The organism is Gelidibacter sediminis (genome assembly GCF_004364975.1).
Taxonomy (GTDB): Bacteria; Bacteroidota; Bacteroidia; order Flavobacteriales; family Flavobacteriaceae; genus Gelidibacter; species Gelidibacter sediminis.
The window spans coordinates 1,276,959-1,297,444 of record NZ_SOBW01000007.1 but is presented as its reverse complement, the minus strand read 5'-3'; the positions used below and the strand labels follow the sequence as shown (position 1 = coordinate 1,297,444).

The 20,486-nt window shown below is 37.0% G+C and carries 21 protein-coding genes; 9 read left to right on the top strand and 12 right to left on the bottom strand.

Annotated features, from left to right (window positions below; translation table 11 throughout):
• Positions 1-158: 158 nt before the first annotated feature.
• The 6 genes from BXY82_RS05580 to BXY82_RS05555 all read left to right on the top strand — a co-directional run bounded on the left by BXY82_RS05580 (position 159) and on the right by BXY82_RS05555 (position 4,000).
• Entirely contained in the window at positions 159-590 is a 432-nt protein-coding gene (locus BXY82_RS05580) for an ATP-dependent zinc protease family protein (RefSeq protein WP_133757172.1), read from the top strand.
• Positions 591-658: 68 nt separating this feature from the next.
• Positions 659-1,531, top strand: coding sequence for a 30S ribosomal protein S6--L-glutamate ligase (gene rimK / locus BXY82_RS05575; protein ID WP_133757171.1), 873 nt, complete (start codon positions 659-661; stop codon positions 1,529-1,531).
• Between the two features lie 8 nt (positions 1,532-1,539).
• A complete protein-coding gene (locus BXY82_RS05570; RefSeq protein ID WP_133757170.1) occupies positions 1,540-2,514 on the top strand; it encodes a succinylglutamate desuccinylase/aspartoacylase family protein in 975 nt (324 codons plus the stop codon).
• A gap of 8 nt (positions 2,515-2,522) precedes the next feature.
• Positions 2,523-3,089 (top strand): 5-formyltetrahydrofolate cyclo-ligase, encoded by a 567-nt coding sequence (locus BXY82_RS05565; RefSeq protein ID WP_133757169.1) that lies wholly within the window; start codon positions 2,523-2,525, stop codon positions 3,087-3,089.
• A gap of 131 nt (positions 3,090-3,220) precedes the next feature.
• Entirely contained in the window at positions 3,221-3,592 is a 372-nt protein-coding gene (locus BXY82_RS05560; RefSeq protein WP_243835699.1) for an ATP-binding protein, read from the top strand.
• 24 nt (positions 3,593-3,616) lie between these two features.
• On the top strand, positions 3,617-4,000 hold the full coding sequence (locus BXY82_RS05555; RefSeq protein WP_133757167.1) for a response regulator: 384 nt from the start codon (positions 3,617-3,619) through the stop codon (positions 3,998-4,000).
• Between the two features lie 15 nt (positions 4,001-4,015).
• Here the strand turns inward: BXY82_RS05555 and BXY82_RS05550 are convergent, their stop codons facing one another.
• The 12 genes from BXY82_RS05550 to panC all read right to left on the bottom strand — a co-directional run bounded on the left by BXY82_RS05550 (position 4,016) and on the right by panC (position 16,043).
• The gene (locus tag BXY82_RS05550; RefSeq protein WP_133757166.1) at positions 4,016-4,678 is read right to left on the bottom strand and encodes a lipoprotein signal peptidase; all 663 of its coding nucleotides are present in this window, start codon (positions 4,676-4,678) and stop codon (positions 4,016-4,018) included.
• A 165-nt stretch (positions 4,679-4,843) separates the two neighbouring features.
• Complete coding sequence (locus BXY82_RS05545) at positions 4,844-5,227, bottom strand: TraR/DksA family transcriptional regulator (protein WP_133757165.1); 384 nt, start codon at positions 5,225-5,227, stop codon at positions 4,844-4,846.
• A gap of 4 nt (positions 5,228-5,231) precedes the next feature.
• Positions 5,232-8,720 carry an isoleucine--tRNA ligase gene (gene ileS / locus BXY82_RS05540; RefSeq protein ID WP_133757164.1) on the bottom strand — a complete coding sequence of 1,163 codons (3,489 nt, stop codon included), beginning with the start codon at positions 8,718-8,720 and terminating at the stop codon, positions 5,232-5,234.
• Positions 8,721-8,874: 154 nt separating this feature from the next.
• Positions 8,875-9,339: a hypothetical protein gene (locus BXY82_RS05535; RefSeq protein WP_133757163.1), complete on the bottom strand. Its 465-nt coding sequence runs from the start codon at positions 9,337-9,339 to the stop codon at positions 8,875-8,877.
• Between the two features lie 70 nt (positions 9,340-9,409).
• On the bottom strand, positions 9,410-9,658 hold the full coding sequence (locus tag BXY82_RS05530) for a hypothetical protein (RefSeq protein WP_133757162.1): 249 nt from the start codon (positions 9,656-9,658) through the stop codon (positions 9,410-9,412).
• A 4-nt stretch (positions 9,659-9,662) separates the two neighbouring features.
• Positions 9,663-9,896, bottom strand: coding sequence for a hypothetical protein (locus BXY82_RS05525; protein ID WP_133757161.1), 234 nt, complete (start codon positions 9,894-9,896; stop codon positions 9,663-9,665).
• Positions 9,897-9,950: 54 nt separating this feature from the next.
• The gene (gene radA, locus BXY82_RS05520) at positions 9,951-11,309 is read right to left on the bottom strand and encodes a DNA repair protein RadA (RefSeq protein ID WP_133757160.1); all 1,359 of its coding nucleotides are present in this window, start codon (positions 11,307-11,309) and stop codon (positions 9,951-9,953) included.
• 72 nt (positions 11,310-11,381) lie between these two features.
• Entirely contained in the window at positions 11,382-12,551 is a 1,170-nt protein-coding gene (locus BXY82_RS05515; RefSeq protein WP_133757159.1) for an alpha/beta hydrolase, read from the bottom strand.
• A gap of 87 nt (positions 12,552-12,638) precedes the next feature.
• A complete protein-coding gene (locus BXY82_RS05510; protein ID WP_133757158.1) occupies positions 12,639-13,778 on the bottom strand; it encodes an alpha/beta hydrolase in 1,140 nt (379 codons plus the stop codon).
• Between the two features lie 84 nt (positions 13,779-13,862).
• Positions 13,863-14,828, bottom strand: a complete 966-nt coding sequence (locus tag BXY82_RS05505) for a lysylphosphatidylglycerol synthase transmembrane domain-containing protein (protein ID WP_133757157.1) — start codon at positions 14,826-14,828, stop codon at positions 13,863-13,865.
• Positions 14,829-14,830: 2 nt separating this feature from the next.
• Complete coding sequence (gene panD / locus BXY82_RS05500; protein ID WP_133757156.1) at positions 14,831-15,181, bottom strand: aspartate 1-decarboxylase; 351 nt, start codon at positions 15,179-15,181, stop codon at positions 14,831-14,833.
• 13 nt (positions 15,182-15,194) lie between these two features.
• Entirely contained in the window at positions 15,195-16,043 is an 849-nt protein-coding gene (gene panC, locus BXY82_RS05495; RefSeq protein WP_133757155.1) for a pantoate--beta-alanine ligase, read from the bottom strand.
• Between the two features lie 113 nt (positions 16,044-16,156).
• Here panC and BXY82_RS05490 point away from each other — a divergent pair, with 113 nt between their 5' ends.
• The 3 genes from BXY82_RS05490 to glmS are packed head-to-tail and all read left to right on the top strand — an operon-like array spanning position 16,157 to position 20,481.
• Complete coding sequence (locus BXY82_RS05490) at positions 16,157-16,969, top strand: glycogen/starch synthase (protein WP_133757154.1); 813 nt, start codon at positions 16,157-16,159, stop codon at positions 16,967-16,969.
• Between the two features lie 44 nt (positions 16,970-17,013).
• Positions 17,014-18,627 carry a DUF4270 domain-containing protein gene (locus BXY82_RS05485; RefSeq protein ID WP_133757153.1) on the top strand — a complete coding sequence of 538 codons (1,614 nt, stop codon included), beginning with the start codon at positions 17,014-17,016 and terminating at the stop codon, positions 18,625-18,627.
• A 6-nt stretch (positions 18,628-18,633) separates the two neighbouring features.
• Complete coding sequence (gene glmS, locus BXY82_RS05480) at positions 18,634-20,481, top strand: glutamine--fructose-6-phosphate transaminase (isomerizing) (RefSeq protein WP_133757152.1); 1,848 nt, start codon at positions 18,634-18,636, stop codon at positions 20,479-20,481.
• Positions 20,482-20,486: the final 5 nt, after the last annotated feature.

Below are 20,486 nucleotides of genomic sequence, written 5' to 3'. Positions count from 1 at the left end.
GACAACATTCGCGATAATTTATAGCTGTGGTTTTTTGTCGCTTTTCACAGTTGAATCACCTAACTATTTATGAAACATATAAAAATAAAAGCGCTGCATTCAGAAAATATTATAAAAGAATGATTTTTTAGTACCTTGCGGGCCAATACTGTACAAACATGCCCAAAAAAGTTATTGGCAGAATCGATAAAGCCGATTTTCCTACCCTAGATCTTTTTGATATTGATATCAAAATAGATACCGGTGCGTACACCTCATCCATGCATTGCCACAAGGTTTTAGTTGATGCTGACACTAATGAACTGATTTGTTTGTTTTATGATGAAGGCCATCCACACTACAATGGAAAAGAATTTAGATTTAAGGAGTATACTTTTGCTAAAGTTAAGAGCAGTAATGGCATTGTTCAAAAACGCTATAAAGTAAAGACTACCATGGTGATCTTTGACAAGAAATATCTCATCTCGCTAACTTTAAGCACTAGGGAAGACATGAAGTACCCCGTGTTAATTGGACGCAAATTTTTGACCAACAAATTTATTGTTGATGTCACGCAAAAAAATGTATCTTATAGCAACAAAAAGAAATAAAGCGTTTTTTTACCCTCTTTTATATATCATTTACACTTATACACTAAAAATTAAAGCCATCAAGCTCAATGAACATCATCGTATTATCCAGAAACCCTCATTTATACTCCACGCAACGTCTTGTGGAAGCCGCAAGACAACGCAAACACACCTGCGAAGTTATAGATCCTTTAAAATGTGACATTATTATTGAAAAGAAGAATCCCGCCATTTTATATAAAGGGCGTGTATTAGAAAATGTAGATGCCATTATTCCGCGTATTGGTTCTTCTGTCACGTTTTACGGTACGGCAGTGGTGCGTCAGTTTGAGATGATGAAGGTATTTTCAGTGGTGGAGTCGCAAGCTTTAGTAAGATCTCGTGACAAACTGAGAAGTTTACAAGTGCTTTCTCGTGCCGGCTTGGGCATGCCAAAAACCGTGTTTTCAAATTACACTAAAGATGCCTCAGAGGTGATTGCTTCAGTAGGTGGAGCCCCTTTGGTCATTAAGCTTTTAGAAGGGACGCAAGGTTTGGGCGTCGTATTGGCAGAAACCAATAATGCCGCAGAATCAGTTATTGAAGCCTTTCACGGGTTGCAAGCAAGGGTTATTATTCAAGAGTTTATTAAAGAAGCTAAAGGTGCAGATATCAGGGCTTTTATTGTTGACGGAAATATAGTGGGCGCAATGAAGCGTCAAGGTAAAGAAGGTGAATTCAGGTCTAATTTACACCGTGGTGGAAGTGCTGAAATTATTCAACTTACTGATGATGAAGAAAATGCTGCTTTAAAGGCTGCCAAAGCACTCGGATTGGGTGTTTGTGGTGTAGACATGTTACAATCGTCTCGTGGCCCATTAATTTTGGAAGTCAATTCCTCACCTGGATTAGAAGGTATTGAGGCGGCCACTAAAAAGGATATCGCCAAAAGCATCATCAGATATATAGAACGTAATGTTTAAATTCAATTATGCCGGAAGACCATAATCATACGATAACAATTTTAGGAGAAAACATAGCTCTGGGCGAATCTAGAGAAATCAATTTCAACATTGCAAAGCTGCATACTGCCACAAAAATTGAAATCCCAATTATTATTGAACGTTCCAAAACCCCTGGACCTACCATTTTATTTTCGGCCGGCATTCATGGCGATGAAATTAATGGGGTTGATATCGTGCGACAATTAATTGCAAGACGGATAAATAGACCCAAACGTGGCACCATTATTTGTATGCCCATTTTAAATATTTTTGGGTTTTTAAATAGCAGCCGCGCCTTTCCGGACGGTCGGGACCTGAATAGGGTATTTCCAGGAAGTTCCAATGGATCCTTGGCAAGCCGTGTAGCGCACAGGCTGATGCATGAGATAATACCTGATGTAGATTTGATTATCGATTTCCATACCGGTGGCGCTAGCCGATTTAATGCAGCCCAAATTAGGATTGCCAAAAACCATCCTGAGCTGGATGAATTGGCACGTATTTTTGGAGCCCCTTTTGTATTGTACTCTAAGCATATTACAAAATCCTTCAGAAATGCCTGTTTTCAAATGGGCAAACCCATTTTATTGTATGAAGGAGGCAAATCATTCTTTGTAGATAATAATATTTCTAAGGTTGGTGTAGAAGGTGTGAAACGTATTTTGGCGCATTATGACATGTTACACCATCGCATTAAAGCATCTCCACCAAAATCTCCTACCATCTTTATTGAAGAGAGCAAATGGATACGGGCAAAACAATCTGGCATGTTCAAAACGGCCGTTGCAGTTAATGCAAAAGTAGCAATTGATGATGTGTTGGGACAGATTACAGACCCTTACGGCAAGGTTTACCACGAAGTCAAATCGAGTATTGAAGGCTATGTTATAAATGTCAACGAAGCTTCGTTGGTTTATCAAGGCGATGCACTGTTTCATGTCACCAAAACGGTAAGCAAATAAGTACAGCTATGAACAAAGCAGCTTTAAGAACTCTCTACAAACTTAAACGACAAGCGCTTTCAATAGAAGCGATTGACAATGGGAGTTTAGAGATTGCAAATCAATTGTTAAAGTTGCCAATTTGGAATGCCTCCTACTATCATGTTTTTTTAAGCATTGCTGAACATAAAGAAATAAACACGGAATATATCTTAAATATTCTCTCAGGTAAGGATAAGAATATTATCATTTCAAAAAGTGATTTTAAAACTTTTAAAATGACCAACTATCTTCTATTAGATAATACGGTGATAAAAAAAAATGCATGGAACATTCCAGAACCTGTAGATGGTATTGTAATTGACTCGCAAAACATTGACGTGGTATTTGTGCCCTTATTGGCGTTTGACCAACAAGGTCACCGTGTTGGTTACGGAAAGGGGTTTTATGACACGTTTCTCTCTGAATGTAGGCCAGAAACCATTAAAATAGGACTTTCCCTTTTTGATCCTGAAGACAAAATAGATGACGTATTTGAAAATGATGTGGCTCTAGATTACTGCGTAACACCTCAAAAATCCTATATTTTTAAATAAAATATCGATTAAACGCAGTTTTATCCGATTAATTGCAAAAAATTCCTATATTTGAATTAACCAACCAACCAACTTAGTATGTATCAGGAACAACTCATTCGTGGACTCATCCAAAATTTTGACGTGGGATATTGGGAAATAAACGGCGACTCTTTAAGCTGGTCTTCCGGACTCATTATATTCCGGCATATTTAGATAGCATTTTACTGAATTTTATTACCAATGCCATAAAATACGGTCAGGAAGACAGGTCCCCTATCATTGCCATTCATACGTATATGAAAGATGACAGGCCTTTTCTTGAAGTAAGTGATAACGGAATGGGTATTGATCTCAAAAAACATGGCCACAAGTTATTTGAGATGTATAAAACATTCCATCAGAATGATGATTCAGAAGGTATTGGATTATTTATTACTAAAAATCAAATCGAAGCTTTAAACGGTGAGATTTTTGTAGAAAGTGAAATTCAACAAGGCACGACCTTCACAATAAAAGTATGATAACTACATCCCCCCCTTGCCTGCATTATTGATATTGATGGTATTTACGTAAAACTCATCAAAAAAGTAATTGAAACACGCAAGTTGTGCGACAATTTATTAATTTTTAAAAATGGCAAAGAGAGCATTGAGTATTTTGAAGAGAGTTTAAAAGATTTAAGTGCTGCTAAGGTGCCAGACATTATCTTCATTGACCTCAATATGCCGATAATGGATGGTTGGGAGTTTATAGAGAATTTTACTCAAATAGAACATAAATTTAATAAACTCATCACCCTTTACATCGTGAGTTCCTCGATAATTCCCGCCGATATAAACCGGGCTAAATCTCTATCTAACATTGAGGATTATTTGGTAAAACCAATCCGAGCTAGTCAATTGGAACAAATTTTTAGAAGATCTGCCTAAATTAAAGGCGACCAATTAAATGGTGTTTTCACTACCCTCATCCTTCTCTCCCGTTGCTATTTCCTCATGATGGAATGCGCTCTTATTAAAGACAATCAACATCCCAATTCCTGTACTAATAGCCATATCTGCCACATTAAATACGGGTTCAAAAAATGTAAAATAATCGCCTCCCACAAAGGGTATCCAAGTTGGTAAAACCCCCTGCCAGATTGGAAAATGCAGCATATCTACTACCTTGCCATGAAAAATGCTATCATATCCAACCTCAGGTAAAAACGTAGCCACCTGACTGTAACTATCGTCAAAAATCACCCCATAAAACACCGAATCTATAATATTGCCTAATGCACCAGCAAAAATCAAGGCTATAGCAATAATGAGAATATTAGGGCCCTTTTTTCGAACTGAATTGACCAACCAATAGCCTATACCTATAACGGCAACTATACGGAAAATAGTCAAGGCTAATTTCGCTGTTCGATCTGAAATGCCAGTGAAAATATCGCTGAGTTTGGTGCCCCAAGCCATACCATCATTTTCAACAAACAAAATTTGAAACCATTCAAATACCTCAATTCTATGGTGCAAAGCAAATTGAGTTTTAATATAAAATTTACTGACCTGATCAATCAATAAAATGACAATAATTAATAGCGTAGCTTTTTTAAGGGACATTCTTTAAGATTGAATTTGGGCAAAAATAGAACTTAATACACATAAACCTATAAAACTTAACAAAACAAAAACGTCCTGCGAGAAGCAAGACGTCTTTAATTTATGAGTCGCAGCATCCATCAAAAGATGAACTTCAATAAATTAATCCCAATAAATAGAAGATAGTTATTGCTGCATGTTTTTAGCTTCAATACTCAAAGTAGCATGAGGCACCAATTTTAACCGCTCTTTCCCAATCAATTTACCGGTAACTCTGCACACGCCATAGGTTTTATTTTCTATACGTATTAGGGCGTTTTTAAGGTCTCGAATAAATTTCTCTTGACGGATTGCCAATTGTGAATTTGCTTCCTTACTCATGGTTTCACTGCCTTCTTCAAAAGCCTTAAATGTAGGAGACGTATCATCAGTCCCATTATTTAAGTCGTTCATGTAAGCACTTTTAATAAGGTCTAAATCATGAATCGCTTTTTGAATTTTTTCTTGTATTAACTCTTTAAATTCTGCCAAGTCTTTGTCAGAATATCTAACGTTGGTATCATCAGCCATAGTTCTAAAATTTTTGAATAAACAATTTGGTATTTACATCATCAAAAGCAACTTCTATACCATTTTCCAAGTTGTCTACAATGTCCAACTTTTCAGTTAAGGTCTCAGTCTTTATGTATTCTAAATTCTTGTTTATTGCGTTAATAATATGTTCATCCTTTTGAAAGTGCACCACAATCCTATCAGTAAGCTCATAACCCGAATCCTTTCTTAAATTTTGAATGCGGTTAACCAATTCTCTTGCAATACCTTCTTTTTTCAATTCATCTGTAATTGTTACGTCCAAAGCAACTGTCAGAGCGCCTGAACTTGCTACTAGCCAGCCCTCTATATCTTGTGAGGTAATCTCTACATCTGAGAGCTCCAAAGTAACACTTTTTCCATTAACTTCTATATCTAAAGTGCCGTTTTGTTCAATAGTATTAATATCTTTTGCTATAAAGCTACCTATGGCTTGCGCAACGGCCTTCATATCCTTTCCAAACCGCGGTCCGAGCACTTTAAAGTTAGGTTTTATCTGTTTTACCAAAATATCTGACGCATCTTCCAATACCTCAATTGCCTTAACATTGACCTCAGATTTGATCAAATCTGCAACCGCCAAAATTTCATTTTTCTGAGTGTCGCTAGAAATTGGAATCATAATTTTTTGAAGGGGCTGACGTACTTTTATTTTCTCTTTTGCACGTAATGACAGCACCAAGGATGAAATGGTTTGTGCGGCCTCCATTTTACGTTCCAACTCTTTGTCTACAAAACGTTCTTCATACTCAGGAAAATTAGCTAAATGGACACTTTCAAACGCTTCTTTTTTGGTCACTGCATTCAAGTCTAAATACAACCTATCCATATAAAATGGTGCAATTGGTGCCCCTAACTTTGCAATGGTAACCATACAGGTATACAAGGTTTGGTAGGCGGACACCTTATCTTGTTGATAATCGCCTTTCCAAAAACGTCTTCTGCTTAAACGCACATACCAGTTACTCAAATAATCTTGCGTAAAGTCAGATATCACACGCGCCGCTTTTGTTGGCTCATAGTCAGCATAATATTCGTCTACTTTTTGGATTAAGGTGTGTAATTCAGATAGAATCCAACGGTCTATTTCTGGACGCTTCTCCAAAGGCATTTCAGGTTCAGAATAGTTGAAACCATCTAAATTGGTATAAAGCGTAAAAAATGAATATGTATTATATAACGTACCGAAGAATTTACGTTTAACTTCTTCAATCCCCTCAAGATCAAATTTTAGATTGTCCCAAGGATTGGCATTGGCAATCATATACCAACGGGTGGCATCAGCACCATAAGTTTCTAAGGTAATAAATGGATCTACTGCATTGCCTAAACGCTTGGACATTTTTTGTCCGTTTTTATCCAACACCAACCCATTGGACACCACGTTTTTATAGGCCACGGAATCAAAAACCATGGTTGAAATGGCATGCAAGGTATAGAACCATCCACGCGTCTGATCAACACCTTCTGCTATAAAATCAGCTGGATAAGCTTTACGATCGTCAATTAATTCCTTATTCTCAAATGGATAGTGCCACTGTGCGTAGGGCATAGACCCAGAATCAAACCAAACATCAATTAAATCTGCTTCGCGCTTCATTGGCTTGCCTGATGGCGATACCAACACGATTTTATCTACTATATTTTTATGTAAATCGATATTAGCGTAGTTCTCTTCTGAATTGTTACCAACCTCAAAATCTGCAAAAATATCGGCAGACATGTGCCCTTGCTCTACTGATTTTTGCATCTCAGCCTTCAATTCTTCAACTGATCCAATACAGATTTCCTCTTTACCATCTTCAGTTCTCCAAATTGGCAGTGGAATTCCCCAATAACGTGAACGCGACAAATTCCAATCGTTGGCATTAGCCAACCAGTTGCCGAAACGTCCGGTGCCTGTAGATTTTGGTTTCCAATTGATGGTGTCATTCAGTGCCACCATTTGGTCTTTTACATCGGTTACTTTAATGAACCAAGAATCTAATGGGTAATATAAAATTGGTTTATCAGTACGCCAACAATTTGGGTAACTGTGTTTGTATTTTTCAACCTTAAAGGCTTTATTTTCATTTTTTAATTTCAGCGCTAACCGTTCATCAACACTCAAATATTCCTTCAGATTTGAAATAACAGATTTTAAACTCTCTTTCTGCTTTTCGTATTCTGAAACCAATTCGGCGTCATTTAAATATTCAGATTTTACGTATTCTCCAGCAAATCCGTACAACTCATCCTTTATTTCTTTTCTAAATCTGCCTTGCAAATCTACAAGAGGCACCAAGTTTCCGTTTTCGTCCTTTACCAACATTGGCGGAACTTCAGGGCTTGCTTGTTTAGCGACTAAAGCATCATCCGCACCAAAAGTAGGCGCTGTATGCACAATTCCGGTACCGTCTTCAGTAGTTACGAAATCTCCAGAAATTACTCTAAAGGCATTTTCAGGATTGTCATTTGGCAATGCATATGGCAATAATTGCTCATAAGTGATGCCTACTAAATCTTTTCCTTTAAATTCTTTGACTACAAAATATGGGATTTTTCCCGCCTTGCCGGCAGGCAGGTTATCGCCAGAAGTGTATTCTAACAATTCAGCTTTGGTCTCAACTCTTTTAAACTTCCCGTCAAATTGATTGTTGACCAATGGCTTTGCCAAAACAACATTAATAGGTTCAAAGGTGTATTGATTGTAAGTTTCCACCAACACATAGTCGATTTTTGGTCCTACCGTTAAAGCCGTATTACTTGGCAAAGTCCAAGGTGTAGTCGTCCAAGCTAAAAAATAAATAGTGCCTTCATTCTGTAAAAAATGAGGAAGTGAAGCTTCATTTGCTTTAAACTGCGCCACAACAGTGGTGTCCGTCACATCTTGATAGGTCCCTGGCTGATTAAGCTCGTGAGAACTCAATCCGGTACCTGCCTTTGGAGAATACGGTTGGATGGTGTAGCCTTTATAAATGAGTTCCTTTTCATAAATTTGCTTCAATAACCACCATACACTCTCCATATATTTTGGCTCGTAGGTAATGTACGGATTGTCCATATCTACCCAATAGCCCATTTTTTCTGTAAGGTCATTCCACACATCGGTATAACGCATCACGGCCTTACGGCAGGCTGTATTATAATCTTCCACTGAAATGGTTTTTCCAATATCTTCTTTGGTAATGCCCAATTCTTTTTCAACACCTAATTCTATTGGCAATCCATGAGTATCCCAGCCTGCCTTACGCTTCACCTGAAAGCCTTTCATGGTTTTGTAACGCGGAAAAATATCTTTAATGGCACGTGCCAAAACATGGTGCACCCCTGGCAATCCATTTGCAGAAGGGGGTCCTTCAAAAAACACAAATGGTGTGCTTCCTTCTCTAGTAGTGATACTTTTATCAAAAATGCTTTTATCCTTCCAATAGTTACCGATGCCTTCAGCAACCTTTGGCAGGTCAAGTCCTTTATATTCAGTGAATCTCATGATTTCGTTAATTCTTATCGAAGTGCGAAATTAACGATTTTTGATAAAATAGAGGAATTAAATAGCCGAAAAAGACGGTCTAGAAATACGCTGATTAAATGCAATTAAAAAGCGCGTTGCTGTCCTAATTATAAACACCAATAATAGCAGCTATTTAATGCTCGCGTTGGAATGTCTTTTGAAAGCGATTGGCTTTTTCTAAGAGTAATTTCTGATTTGGTGTTCCTGAGTTGTTCTCAGAAATCACTTTATTTTTATGCACATAAAATTTTGTGGTCGTACCTCCTGAATTGACATCCATCAAAACCACATCTCCATCTTTAAAATAGTACACTTCTGTAATAACCTGAGCAGTTGTTTCCACATTTTTTATTTTATAGAGCGTATGGGATTGCGCATCAAAATAAACGGTGTATTTAAAATTTCCGATATCCTTAAACCCTTCCATATCTGTTAGTGCACCCTCAATAACGTCTTGTTTCAGATTCAAATTTGAGTTGACTTCAGACACATACGTGTTAATCTCTTGAGTGAGTTTAGCAGCAGATTGGCTCGGTTTTGTTCCGCAAGCGCTAAATAATAGGATTCCGAAAATAATTAAGAGGGTATTTGTTTTCATGTATTGATTTAAATTGTATTCAGTAATTTTCTTAAGGTTTTAGGATTCATGCGATTATAAAAAAACACAATTAAATAAACGGATTATCATCCGCTTCTCTTTTAAAATATAATGATACGTTCTTGTGAATGACGGCTTTTTTAATTCCAAATTCAGTATTCACGGTAGGGAATTCAATTTGATTCCGCTTAATGTTATTCAAAATGGCGTTGGTTAACCCGTGAAATTCTTGCACTTCATTGATGGTCCATCGTTCTTTAAGATTCTCTAAAACCTCGAAGTAAGTAATTTTTGCAAACTCTGTCCAAACAATTTCCATAACATCATAATCCGTAAGCTTTACTTACTTCTTCCATAACTTGATCATGAGAATATGTTTTGCCTTGCTTAAGATCTTTTAATCCAGCCTTTATAAATGTTTTTTCGGCTTCTGACACATCAATAGACCATGCTTCTTCATTCTCATCTTTTACTTGCTTTATCTTGGTAATAATTGCTTCATCCTTTAATCCGATGAGCCCTTCCACAAGTTTATACTTTTCCAATTGAATGTCCATAACGATTCATTTTGACATTAAAGATAGCTACTATTTGAATTTTAATTCCTGAGACTACACCAGAAAACTCACCAAATCTTCAATTTTCGAAATCAATTGAATTTTGATGACGGTATTCTTTAAAGCGATTTTATTGTATTTGGAAATGAAGATCGTTGAAAACCCCAGTTTTTCAGCTTCCAAAATCCGCTGTTCCACCCGCTGCACAGGTCTAATTTCTCCAGACAGCCCAACTTCTGCAGCAAAACAGTAATCTTTAGGAATGGCCACATCTTCATTGGACGACAATACCGAGGCCACTACCGCCAAATCTATAGCCGGATCGTCTACTGAAATTCCGCCTGTAATATTCAAGAACACATCCTTTGCTCCCAATCTAAATCCGGCGCGCTTTTCCAAAACTGCCAACAGCATATTGAGACGTTTGGCATTGAATCCTGTGGCTGAACGTTGTGGCGTTCCATAAACCGCAGTGCTCACCAAGGCCTGTACTTCAATCATAAGTGGACGCATTCCCTCCAGCGTTGACGCCACCGCATTCCCTGACAATTCTTCGTCTTTTTTGGAGATCAATATTTCTGACGGATTCGATACTTCACGTAGTCCTGAGCCTTGCATTTCGTAAATCCCCAATTCATTGGTCGATCCAAATCGGTTTTTATGGGCGCGCAATATGCGGAAGACATGATTCCGATCGCCTTCAAATTGCAACACCGTATCCACCATATGTTCCAAAATTTTTGGCCCTGCAATAGTGCCGTCTTTGGTAATATGGCCGATTAAAATAACCGGCGTGGCTGTTTCTTTGGCGAATTTAATAAGTTCAGTGGTGCATTCCTTTATTTGAGAAATGCTTCCTGACGACGATTCTATATAGTCACTATGTAAGGTTTGGATAGAATCAATAACCACGATATCTGGTTCAAGCGCTTCTATTTGTTTAAAGATATTTTGAGTTTTGGTTTCGGTTAGAATGTAACAATTGGCGCTATTAGGATTGATGCGCTCGGCCCGCATCCTAATTTGCTGTTGGCTTTCTTCACCAGAAACATAGAGTGTTTTATAAGGTAATTTAAGGGAGATTTGAAGTAATAAAGTGCTTTTTCCAATACCAGGTTCTCCTCCTAATAAGATCAATGATCCCGGAACGATACCACCGCCAAGCACCCGATTGAATTCTTCATCTTGAGTATTCATTCGCGCCTCCTGGGTAACGTCAATTTCATTTATCCGTAAGGGTTTTGAACTGCGTTTTACAGCTGATGTTGGGGTTTTCCAATCAGATTTCTCCTCCTTCTGGATGACCTCCTCCACTATGGTATTCCATTCTTTGCAAGCGGTACATTGACCTTGCCATTTAGAATATTGACTGCCACAGTTTTGACAGAAAAAGCTTGTTTTAATTTTGGCCATACTTGAAAGTTTAGGCTAAAATAAAACTATTTGTGGTATCTCAACGCATCTGAAATGCTATTTGACACCTTCCTAATCGTCTATCTCACTCTCGGTATCATCTGCTACAACAGTAAGACCTTCAACCTTAGAAAGAATCAGTTCTTTATTGATATGCCCTGTGGATTCGAGATTTAAAGCGGACTCATATAATTTTTTAGCGCGTTTCATCTTTCCAATGCGCTCCGCATGTAACGCCATATAATAGGTTCCGTATGATGTGGTAGGATCTTGCTTGTTGGCCAATTTTCCTATTTTTTCCAATGACTCAAGATCTTCCCGTTGCTCAGCTGCTTTCACAATTTTATCAAATTCTGCTTCCGAGATTTGCTTGTGCACTCCAAACAAATCTTCAATCTTTTTATAACGCTTACTGATATAATCATCCAAGGTGCCTTCATACGTTAGAATATCCTCGTTATACTCCCTATCGCTGATAGGCTTGTACAATTCAAAAATTTTGTCAAAAGCTTGAGAGAGAGCTCCTGTAACCAAAGTATAGTGGGAATCGCCTTTAAAATCATCAAAATAATATTTCAAGGCCTTATTATTCACCTCCTTCAACTCTAAATTAGCACCTGTAATATCCCTTCTTAATGGTGTAATGTCATTATCACTTGTTACCATGTAATAAAAAATATCTTCATTTAGCCATCTTAATCTGTTGCTGACATTTTCAACCATCTGACCTTTAAAATCTGGACTTAAATTGACATAAGCCTTAAATAACGGTTCATCCTTTAACAAGAATGAATTAATGAAGTTACCCATAAGATCATGACCAACGGCTACTTTAAATTTGCTGGTATTATAATTTTTATCGATATAAGGCATTAATTCAAGTGAAATAAATTCATAGAATTTTGCGCCAAATTCGATGGGCAAACCTGTTACTTCATCATGAAAACTGTCATAAAAACGCTGTTTGCCTTGTACCAATCCAACAACTATGGCTTCTGGCATTTTATCAAAATACGTCTGAAAGGACACTTGCCCAACAACGGGTTCAAACAAATAATCACCGTCAAATACCAGAATTACAGGATATTTTAAATCGGAGTCCGCATCATAATTCTTAGGAAGACTTATTTTTAAATCTCTGGTAGCATTGAGTTTTCGAGATTGAAACTCTTTATAAATAGTTTGTGCATTAATAGTAAGGGTGCACATTAAGATGAAGATAAAAAGTAAGGCTTTTTTCATCACTAAGCAGGTTTTTAGTTAGGGAGGATAAATATATACAAATAATAGTTAATCTGTACAATTTATTCGACGAAATGCAATAATGTCTTAATTTTCGCCTTTAATTGTGTAGATTTTATCCAACAGCACGTCTTTATCAATAAAATCTGATGGTTTTAATAACAGTCCTGATTGGTAATATTGCAATGCTTTTTTTGGATTGTTTTCAAGTTCATGATACATACCGGTATAATAGGCACTGATCATAGATTCCGGATATTCCTTACGTGCCAATCGAGACAATTCTTTCATGGCATCCACATCGTCCTTTTTAAACGCTGCAGCCGCAATAGCCTTCAAATCATTTTCTACAATACGTTTTTCAAAACCATAGAAGAACTTAATATCATCATACTTTTTTTCCAAATATTTAAAAGGTCCACCTTCATAAGTCAATACCTGATTGGTATATTCTTGTTTGCTGATGGGTTTATAGAGCGCAAAAATATCATTGAGTGCCTTAGGGATGCCCAAGCCCACCAATGAATAATGGTCGGCGTCCGTAAAATCATCAAACCGATAATGTACTTTCGGATTGCTTAGCGCACTTAACTGCGTATGATGTGTAAGTATTTTATCCTTAAGGGTGCTGATATCATTATCAGCTGTAGCCAAATAATAAAAGGTATCTGTGGTCATGGACGTTAAACGCTCTTTAACCCTAACAGACATCTCCGGTGCCAAGTCTGGACTAAATAAAATAAAAGCCCTGAAGATAGGGTTGTCTTTAAAGAGGTAATAGTTAATAAAATTAGCACTGACATCGTGACCTGCTACAATTCTGAATTTAGAAACATTATACTTACTCTCTATAAATGGAATGAGTTCCATGCCTATAAATTCAAAAAACGAAGCTCCTTCATGGGCAGGAAAGAAAATTTCCTTATCATAAAACAAGTCTTTATCTCTAGTTGCAACCTGATTGATGCCCACTACAACACATTTAGGCATTTCTCCCCAATACGCCTGATAATCTAAATTACCCGCAAATGGTTCAAATAAATAATCACCATCCAAAACAATGACTAAAGGATATTTGTTCTTCTCATCGGGATTATAATTTCTCGGCAATTGAATTTTTATCTCTCGTGTTTCACCTAATTTGGATGAATAAAAAGGCTCGTAAATGACCTGGGCATTTACAGATATACTGACTAAAAACAATAGAAGCAGTGCAAACTTTTTCATACAATTTGGGTTTTAAATATATGCAAGTTAAAGAAATATTTGATTCGATTTACGATACTAATTTACTATAAACACAATTGGAAATTACTTTGCAACTTTATATTTACCGTTAAAAATGGGCAAAAACAGGAATGACAAACTACCAAGGACAATGATCATAATAGTTTGTGATGCCCAAATAATCCAACCAAAAGCTATACTTGGGTTTTCTGGGATATCAAAAACAGCAAACGCCGCGCCAATAGCCAATGGATACACAAATATGCCACCATTTGTAGCTGCAATGGTAAAACTTCCTGCAATGAACGCTATTAAAAGCGCGCCTATAGATACTCCTTGCAAATCATCAACAGCCAAGGTGGTGACATAAAACATGAGGAGGTACATGATCCATATAAATAAGGTATGAAAGATAAAGGCCCACTTATATTGCATCTTAAAAATGCTTAAGATACCTTCTAATAGTCCCATTACAAATTGACGCACTTTTAGCGCAATTCTCGAATGGCTCTTCCTAAGATAAACCAGAAGACTAATAAGAATAGCAAAACCTATCAGCCCCATCAAGATTAATTTTTGAGGTTGAAAAGCATTTTGTAAAAGTTGAAAAATGTAATCGAATTGAATTAGAAATGCAATGCCCACAATACTTAGAAGAATGGTAAAGTCAGCCATTCTTTCAGCAATTATGGTACCGAAGCTTTTTTGAAAAGGCACATCCTCATAATTGGTCATCACTGCAGCCCTTAATACTTCGCCTGATCTTGGAATACCAAAATTTGCTAAATAAGCAATAAATACCGCCATGACCCTGTTGGGGAAATTCGCGCTGTACCCCATTGGTTCCAACAAGTATTTCCAACGGTAGGCTCTTGAAAGATTGCTGAACAGGCCTAACAACATTCCTATTGCTATCCAACTGTAATTAGCGGACTTAAAATACGGAACAATCTGATCTATTGGTAATTTTGACAAGGTGTACCACCCAAAAAAGACAGCCAACAAAAGCGGGAGCGCTAATTTTACTACTTTCTTGGTTTTAGGGCTCACCGTTATTTTAGTAAATTGGTAGCTTCATCTGGAAACACCAAGGAAGGTTTGAATGTTTTAGCCTCTTCTAAATCCATAAAAGCGTAAGTAATTAGAATAAGCGTGTCGCCAACGGCAACTTTTCGAGCAGCAGCACCATTTAAAGTAATTTCACCAGAATTTCTCGGCCCTGGAATAACATAAGTATCAAGGCGCTCACCGTTATCATTGTTGACAATTTGAACTTTTTCTCCTTGAATAATGTTGGCGGCGTCCATCAAATCTTCATCAATAGTAATGCTGCCTATATAATTTAATTCGGCTCCGGTACATTTGACACGGTGTATTTTAGATTTTACAACTTGTATTTGCATGTGGCAAAGATAATTAATTAAGCGCTATGTTGTCTATGAGCCGGATATCTCCTGCAAATACAGCTATAAACGCTCTATATGATTCAGTATTTTGTTTAATTTCAATGGGCTTCAGAGAAAGCTCATCCGCAATTGTAAAGTATTCTAAGCTCAATAAGTTTTGTGTATCAAACTGTTCTTCTACCCATTGTACCACTTCATTTGCATTTTCCGTGCCAAAACGAACTTTGGCAGCTTTTAATGTCTGATATATAAAAGGTGCAGCTTTACGGTGGGCTTTTGTGAGGCGTTGGTTTCTAGAACTCATAGCCAGACCGTCATCAGCCCTATAAATATCACAACCAATAACTTTGACATTTAGATCATGTTTTTCTACAAGCTTCTGAATAATACGAAGTTGTTGAAAATCTTTCTCGCCAAAATAAGCATGGTCAGGTTTGACAATTTCAAACAGACGTTTCACAATGGTACCTACACCATTAAAATGTCCTTTTCTAAATTTGCCTTCCATTTGATGTTCCAATCCGTCAAAATCAAACACTTCGGAAATAATGGCATCCCCGTAAATATCTTCTACGGTTGGCGCATAAACAATAATGGATTCCGAAAACGATTGCAATAATTCAATATCATTCTCTAAAGTTCTCGGATATTTTTTAAGGTCAGTAGTATTATCAAACTGGGTTGGGTTAACAAAAATACTCACTACAATTTTGGTGTTTTCTTGCAATCCTTTGTCAATTAATGAGAGGTGACCTTCATGTAAAGCACCCATTGTAGGCACAAAACCAAGGGTTTGCTTTTCAAGCCTCAGCCCATCAAGCACGTGTCTTAACTCTTCTTTTTTATGGCAAATTATCATTGTATAACAAAAAATTAACAGGCTGCAAACTTAAGATTTTACTCGCAATCTGCATAAAATTTTGTAATTTTGCGTGTTTTAAATTTTAACTTTTTTTTTAAACTACGTGATTTATGAAAGATAAGAGGATATTGTACGTGTCTTCCGAGGTTGTTCCATATTTACCTGAGACTGAAATTTCTTCAATGTCATTTGAGGCTCCAAGAATGGTAAATAAGCAAGGTGGACAAATACGAATATTCATGCCAAGGTATGGAAACATAAATGAACGTAGACATCAACTCCATGAGGTGATTAGACTTTCAGGAATCAACTTAGTCATTAACGACTTGGATATGCCTTTAATCATTAAGGTAGCATCAATCCCGAAAGAACGTATTCAAGTTTATTTTATTGATAACGAAGAGTACTTTAAAAGAAAAGCCACTTTAACAGACGAAGACGGCAAATTATTTGCAGATAATGACGAGCGTGCTATATTTTTTGCTAAAGGCGTGATTGAAACCGTTAAAAAACTCAATTGGGCTCCAGACATTATTCATGTTAATGGATGGCTTGCATCTTTACTCCCGGTTTACTTAAAAGAGTATTATAAAAACGAACCTCTATTTTCTGATAGCAAAATTGTAACCAGCATATACAATCAAAGCTTTGATGGTACGTTAGATAAAGGTATGATCAATAAAGTAAAGTTTGACAACATTGACGATGCTGCAGTTAAGGTGTTGGAAACCCCAAATTATAATAATCTAATGAAGGTGGCCATTGATTATTCAGATGCGCTCATTAAAGGCTCATATGAATTGCCCCAAGAGTTGGAAGATTATATAAAAGCGACAGATAAGCCAGTTTTAGACTATTTTCCTCAAGAGGATTTTGCTGAGCCTTATGCGGACTTTTACAATACCAAGGTCCTCAATTTATAACACGCAAACTTACACTTCGTTTTTCAATCCATTTAAATCTAGTAATGAAAAAAACAAATTTCACCTACACACCTCTTTTACTTCTATTAGCATTAACTACCCTGTTTATTGCATGCGATAAAGATTACGTGTCTCTTGACTCAGATATTTCAGGTCAAAATAATTTTGGGATGTCAAACACCAAATATGAGGTAACTGCCTATACCAAAAAACTGAACCCTGTTCAAACCAATGGGCTCCCTTCTAATCTATTGGGCTACTATAATGACCTTGTCTATGGTAGTACTACTGCAAATGTAGTTACCCAGGTAACGCCAACAGTTTTTGACCCTACATTTCCCGAAAACGTCAGATTGGATTCAGTGGTATTAACAGTGCCCTATTTTAGCACCTCTACAGGCATTTCAGATGGAGTGACAACCTACAAATTGGACTCTGTGTATGGCACAGCACCCATTAATATTAAGGTTTTTGAAAACAATTACTTTCTGAGAAGTTTTGATCCAAATGCCCAGTTCAATACGGCACAGAAATATTATTCAGACCGTTCATTATCTGCTTCAAATCAGATTCCTTTAAGCGCATTGAAAAACAAAGAATTGTTAACACTTGGGAAATTTGTACCTAGCAATTTAGAAATTGTTCAAAAAGTAGACAATGACCTTACAAGATCAGCTCCAGCATTACGTGTAAAAATGGACACTTTATATTGGAAAAATAAAATCATTTTAAAGGAAGGTAGCACCGAATTAAGCAACGCCAATAATTTTCAAAATTATTTTAGAGGTATTTATTTTGAAACTGAACCAGTAGAAGGAAAAGGAAGTATGATGATGCTTAATTTTGGATCTACCAATGCAGGCATTACCTTATACTATAGCTCACCTCCTACAGGTACGGGAACAGATCGAGTTTCAGGAAATTACAAATTGAACTTTACAGGAAATAGAGTCAATTTCTTTGACAATAATTTTTCTTTAAATATTCCTGAAGGCAATCCAACTACTGGAGACGAAAAGCTATATCTGAAAGGCGGGCAAGGCGCCATGGCTGTTATCAATCTATTTGGTGGTACTGATATAGACAGCGATATGGGAACCCAAACACCCTTTGAAGAGTTTAAAAATATGTATGTAGAAACTGATGCGGATGGGAAATTTGTTAGAGCAAAACGAATGATTAATGAAGCTAACTTGGTATTTTCTGTTGACCCAGCGCTTACACAAGGACAGGAGCCAGATAGAATTTATATCTATGACACAAAAAACAATATCTCTCTCTATGATTACAGTTTTGACGCAGGCGATAATGTAACGCCTAACAATTCTAGAACTAATCATCTGGGCAAATTGCAGCGTGTTGACGATGATGCTAACGGGCAAGGTATTAAATACAAAGTCAGAATTACAGAACACATCAAGAATCTTTTATTAAAAGACTCTACTAATGTAAGTCTTGGCTTAGCAGTGTCTACAAACATTAATATAGAGAGTGGAACTGCTCCGCTTTCTATTTTATCATCTGAAAACAGTACGGTTAAAACAACTCCTGTGAGTGCTATTCTTTCTCCAAAGGGAACAGTACTCTATGGTAACAACACCTCAGATGAGACTAAAAAATTGTATTTGGAAATTTTTTATACGGAACCTAATAATTAGAAATATATGTGCGGAATTGTTGGATACATTGGCCACAGGGAGGCTTACCCTATTGTTCTTAAAGGCCTTAAACGCCTTGAGTACAGAGGTTACGATAGTGCCGGAATTGCTTTATATGATGGTCAAGACCTCAATTTGTGCAAAACCAAAGGAAAGGTAGCCGATTTACAAGCACTTCTCGAAAGTGAAATTTCAACGGCTGGACAACTAGGGATGGGTCACACACGTTGGGCTACCCATGGGGTACCTAATGATGTCAACTCTCACCCCCATTATTCTAATTCTGGCAACCTTATTATCATTCATAACGGAATCATCGAAAATTACGAATCCCTTAAAAAAGAATTGATAAAACGAGGCTACACCTTTCAATCTGATACAGATACAGAAGTATTGGTCAATTTGATTGAAGATGTCATGACCAACGAAAAAGTCAAATTAGGCAAAGCAGTGCAGTTGGCATTAAACCAAGTTGTTGGTGCTTATGCTATTGCCGTTTTTGATAAGACTAGACCTAAAGAAATTGTAGTCGCCAAATTAGGTAGTCCATTAGCCATTGGTATAGGCGAGGAAGAGTTTTTTATAGCTAGTGATGCTTCTCCTTTTATAGAGTTTACAGATAATGCCATTTATCTAGAAGATGAAGAAATGGCCATACTAAGACTTGATAAGGACATAAAGATTAGAAAAATTGCGGATGATTCTTTGGTCAATCCTTACATTCAAAAATTACAACTCGATCTCGAACAGATTGAAAAAGGTGGTTTTGACCATTTTATGCTGAAAGAAATCTATGAGCAACCTCTAGCGATAAAAGACACGTATAGAGGTCGTTTGTTAGCAAATGATGGCATTATAAAAATGGCTGGTGTTGAAGATAATATGAAACGCTTTTTAAACGCAGACCGTATTATTATTGTTGCATGTGGCACCTCATGGCATGCCGGTTTGGTTGCTGAATATATCTTTGAAGATCTGGCCCGTATTCCTGTTGAAGTTGAGTATGCTTCTGAATTTAGGTATAGAAATCCTGTGATTACTGAAAAGGATGTTGTTATTGCAATCTCACAATCAGGCGAAACAGCTGATACTTTAGCAGCAATAAAATTAGCAAAGTCTAAAGGTGCTTTTGTATTTGGCGTATGTAATGTTGTAGGGTCTTCTATTGCTAGAGAGACTGATGCAGGCGCTTACACCCATGCTGGACCTGAAATTGGTGTAGCATCTACCAAGGCATTTACAACTCAAATTACAGTGTTAACCCTCATTGCCCTCCGACTTGCACGTGCTAACGGCACCATCTCTAGTTCTGATTATAGAAGACAGCTGCATGAAATGGAATTGATTCCAGAAAAAGTTACGGAAGCCTTAAAGGCCGATGAACATATTCAAGCCATTGCAGAAGCTTATAAAGACTCCCGAAATATGCTTTATTTAGGAAGAGGGTACAATTTTCCAGTAGCATTAGAAGGCGCTTTAAAACTTAAAGAAATTTCATATATCCATGCTGAAGGTTATCCTGCGGCGGAAATGAAGCATGGTCCAATTGCCTTAATTGATGAAAATATGCCTGTTATTGTTATTGCCACCAAAAAAGGGCATTACGAGAAGGTGGTAAGTAACATTCAAGAAATTAAGTCGAGAAAAGGTAAGATTATTGGGGTTGTAACACAAGGTGATGTGAGTGTTAGAGAACTTGCTGATTATGTGATAGAGGTTCCTGAAACATTAGAAAATCTATCGCCATTATTAACTACCATTCCACTGCAACTCCTATCGTATCATATCGCAGTAATGCTTGATAAAAATGTAGATCAGCCACGTAACTTAGCCAAATCTGTTACGGTAGAGTAAACTTA

Coding starts and splice junctions, on each gene's coding strand:
- BXY82_RS05580 (WP_133757172.1), top strand. CDS start 159: ATGCCCAAAAAAGTTATTGGCAGAATCGATAAAGCCGATTTTCCTACC.
- rimK (WP_133757171.1), top strand. CDS start 659: ATGAACATCATCGTATTATCCAGAAACCCTCATTTATACTCCACGCAA.
- BXY82_RS05570 (WP_133757170.1), top strand. CDS start 1,540: ATGCCGGAAGACCATAATCATACGATAACAATTTTAGGAGAAAACATA.
- BXY82_RS05565 (WP_133757169.1), top strand. CDS start 2,523: ATGAACAAAGCAGCTTTAAGAACTCTCTACAAACTTAAACGACAAGCG.
- BXY82_RS05550 (WP_133757166.1), bottom strand. CDS start 4,678: ATGTCCCTTAAAAAAGCTACGCTATTAATTATTGTCATTTTATTGATT.
- BXY82_RS05545 (WP_133757165.1), bottom strand. CDS start 5,227: ATGGCTGATGATACCAACGTTAGATATTCTGACAAAGACTTGGCAGAA.
- ileS (WP_133757164.1), bottom strand. CDS start 8,720: ATGAGATTCACTGAATATAAAGGACTTGACCTGCCAAAGGTTGCTGAA.
- BXY82_RS05535 (WP_133757163.1), bottom strand. CDS start 9,339: ATGAAAACAAATACCCTCTTAATTATTTTCGGAATCCTATTATTTAGC.
- BXY82_RS05530 (WP_133757162.1), bottom strand. CDS start 9,658: ATGGAAATTGTTTGGACAGAGTTTGCAAAAATTACTTACTTCGAGGTT.
- BXY82_RS05525 (WP_133757161.1), bottom strand. CDS start 9,896: ATGGACATTCAATTGGAAAAGTATAAACTTGTGGAAGGGCTCATCGGA.
- radA (WP_133757160.1), bottom strand. CDS start 11,309: ATGGCCAAAATTAAAACAAGCTTTTTCTGTCAAAACTGTGGCAGTCAA.
- BXY82_RS05515 (WP_133757159.1), bottom strand. CDS start 12,551: ATGAAAAAAGCCTTACTTTTTATCTTCATCTTAATGTGCACCCTTACT.
- BXY82_RS05510 (WP_133757158.1), bottom strand. CDS start 13,778: ATGAAAAAGTTTGCACTGCTTCTATTGTTTTTAGTCAGTATATCTGTA.
- panD (WP_133757156.1), bottom strand. CDS start 15,181: ATGCAAATACAAGTTGTAAAATCTAAAATACACCGTGTCAAATGTACC.
- panC (WP_133757155.1), bottom strand. CDS start 16,043: ATGATAATTTGCCATAAAAAAGAAGAGTTAAGACACGTGCTTGATGGG.
- BXY82_RS05490 (WP_133757154.1), top strand. CDS start 16,157: ATGAAAGATAAGAGGATATTGTACGTGTCTTCCGAGGTTGTTCCATAT.
- BXY82_RS05485 (WP_133757153.1), top strand. CDS start 17,014: ATGAAAAAAACAAATTTCACCTACACACCTCTTTTACTTCTATTAGCA.
- glmS (WP_133757152.1), top strand. CDS start 18,634: ATGTGCGGAATTGTTGGATACATTGGCCACAGGGAGGCTTACCCTATT.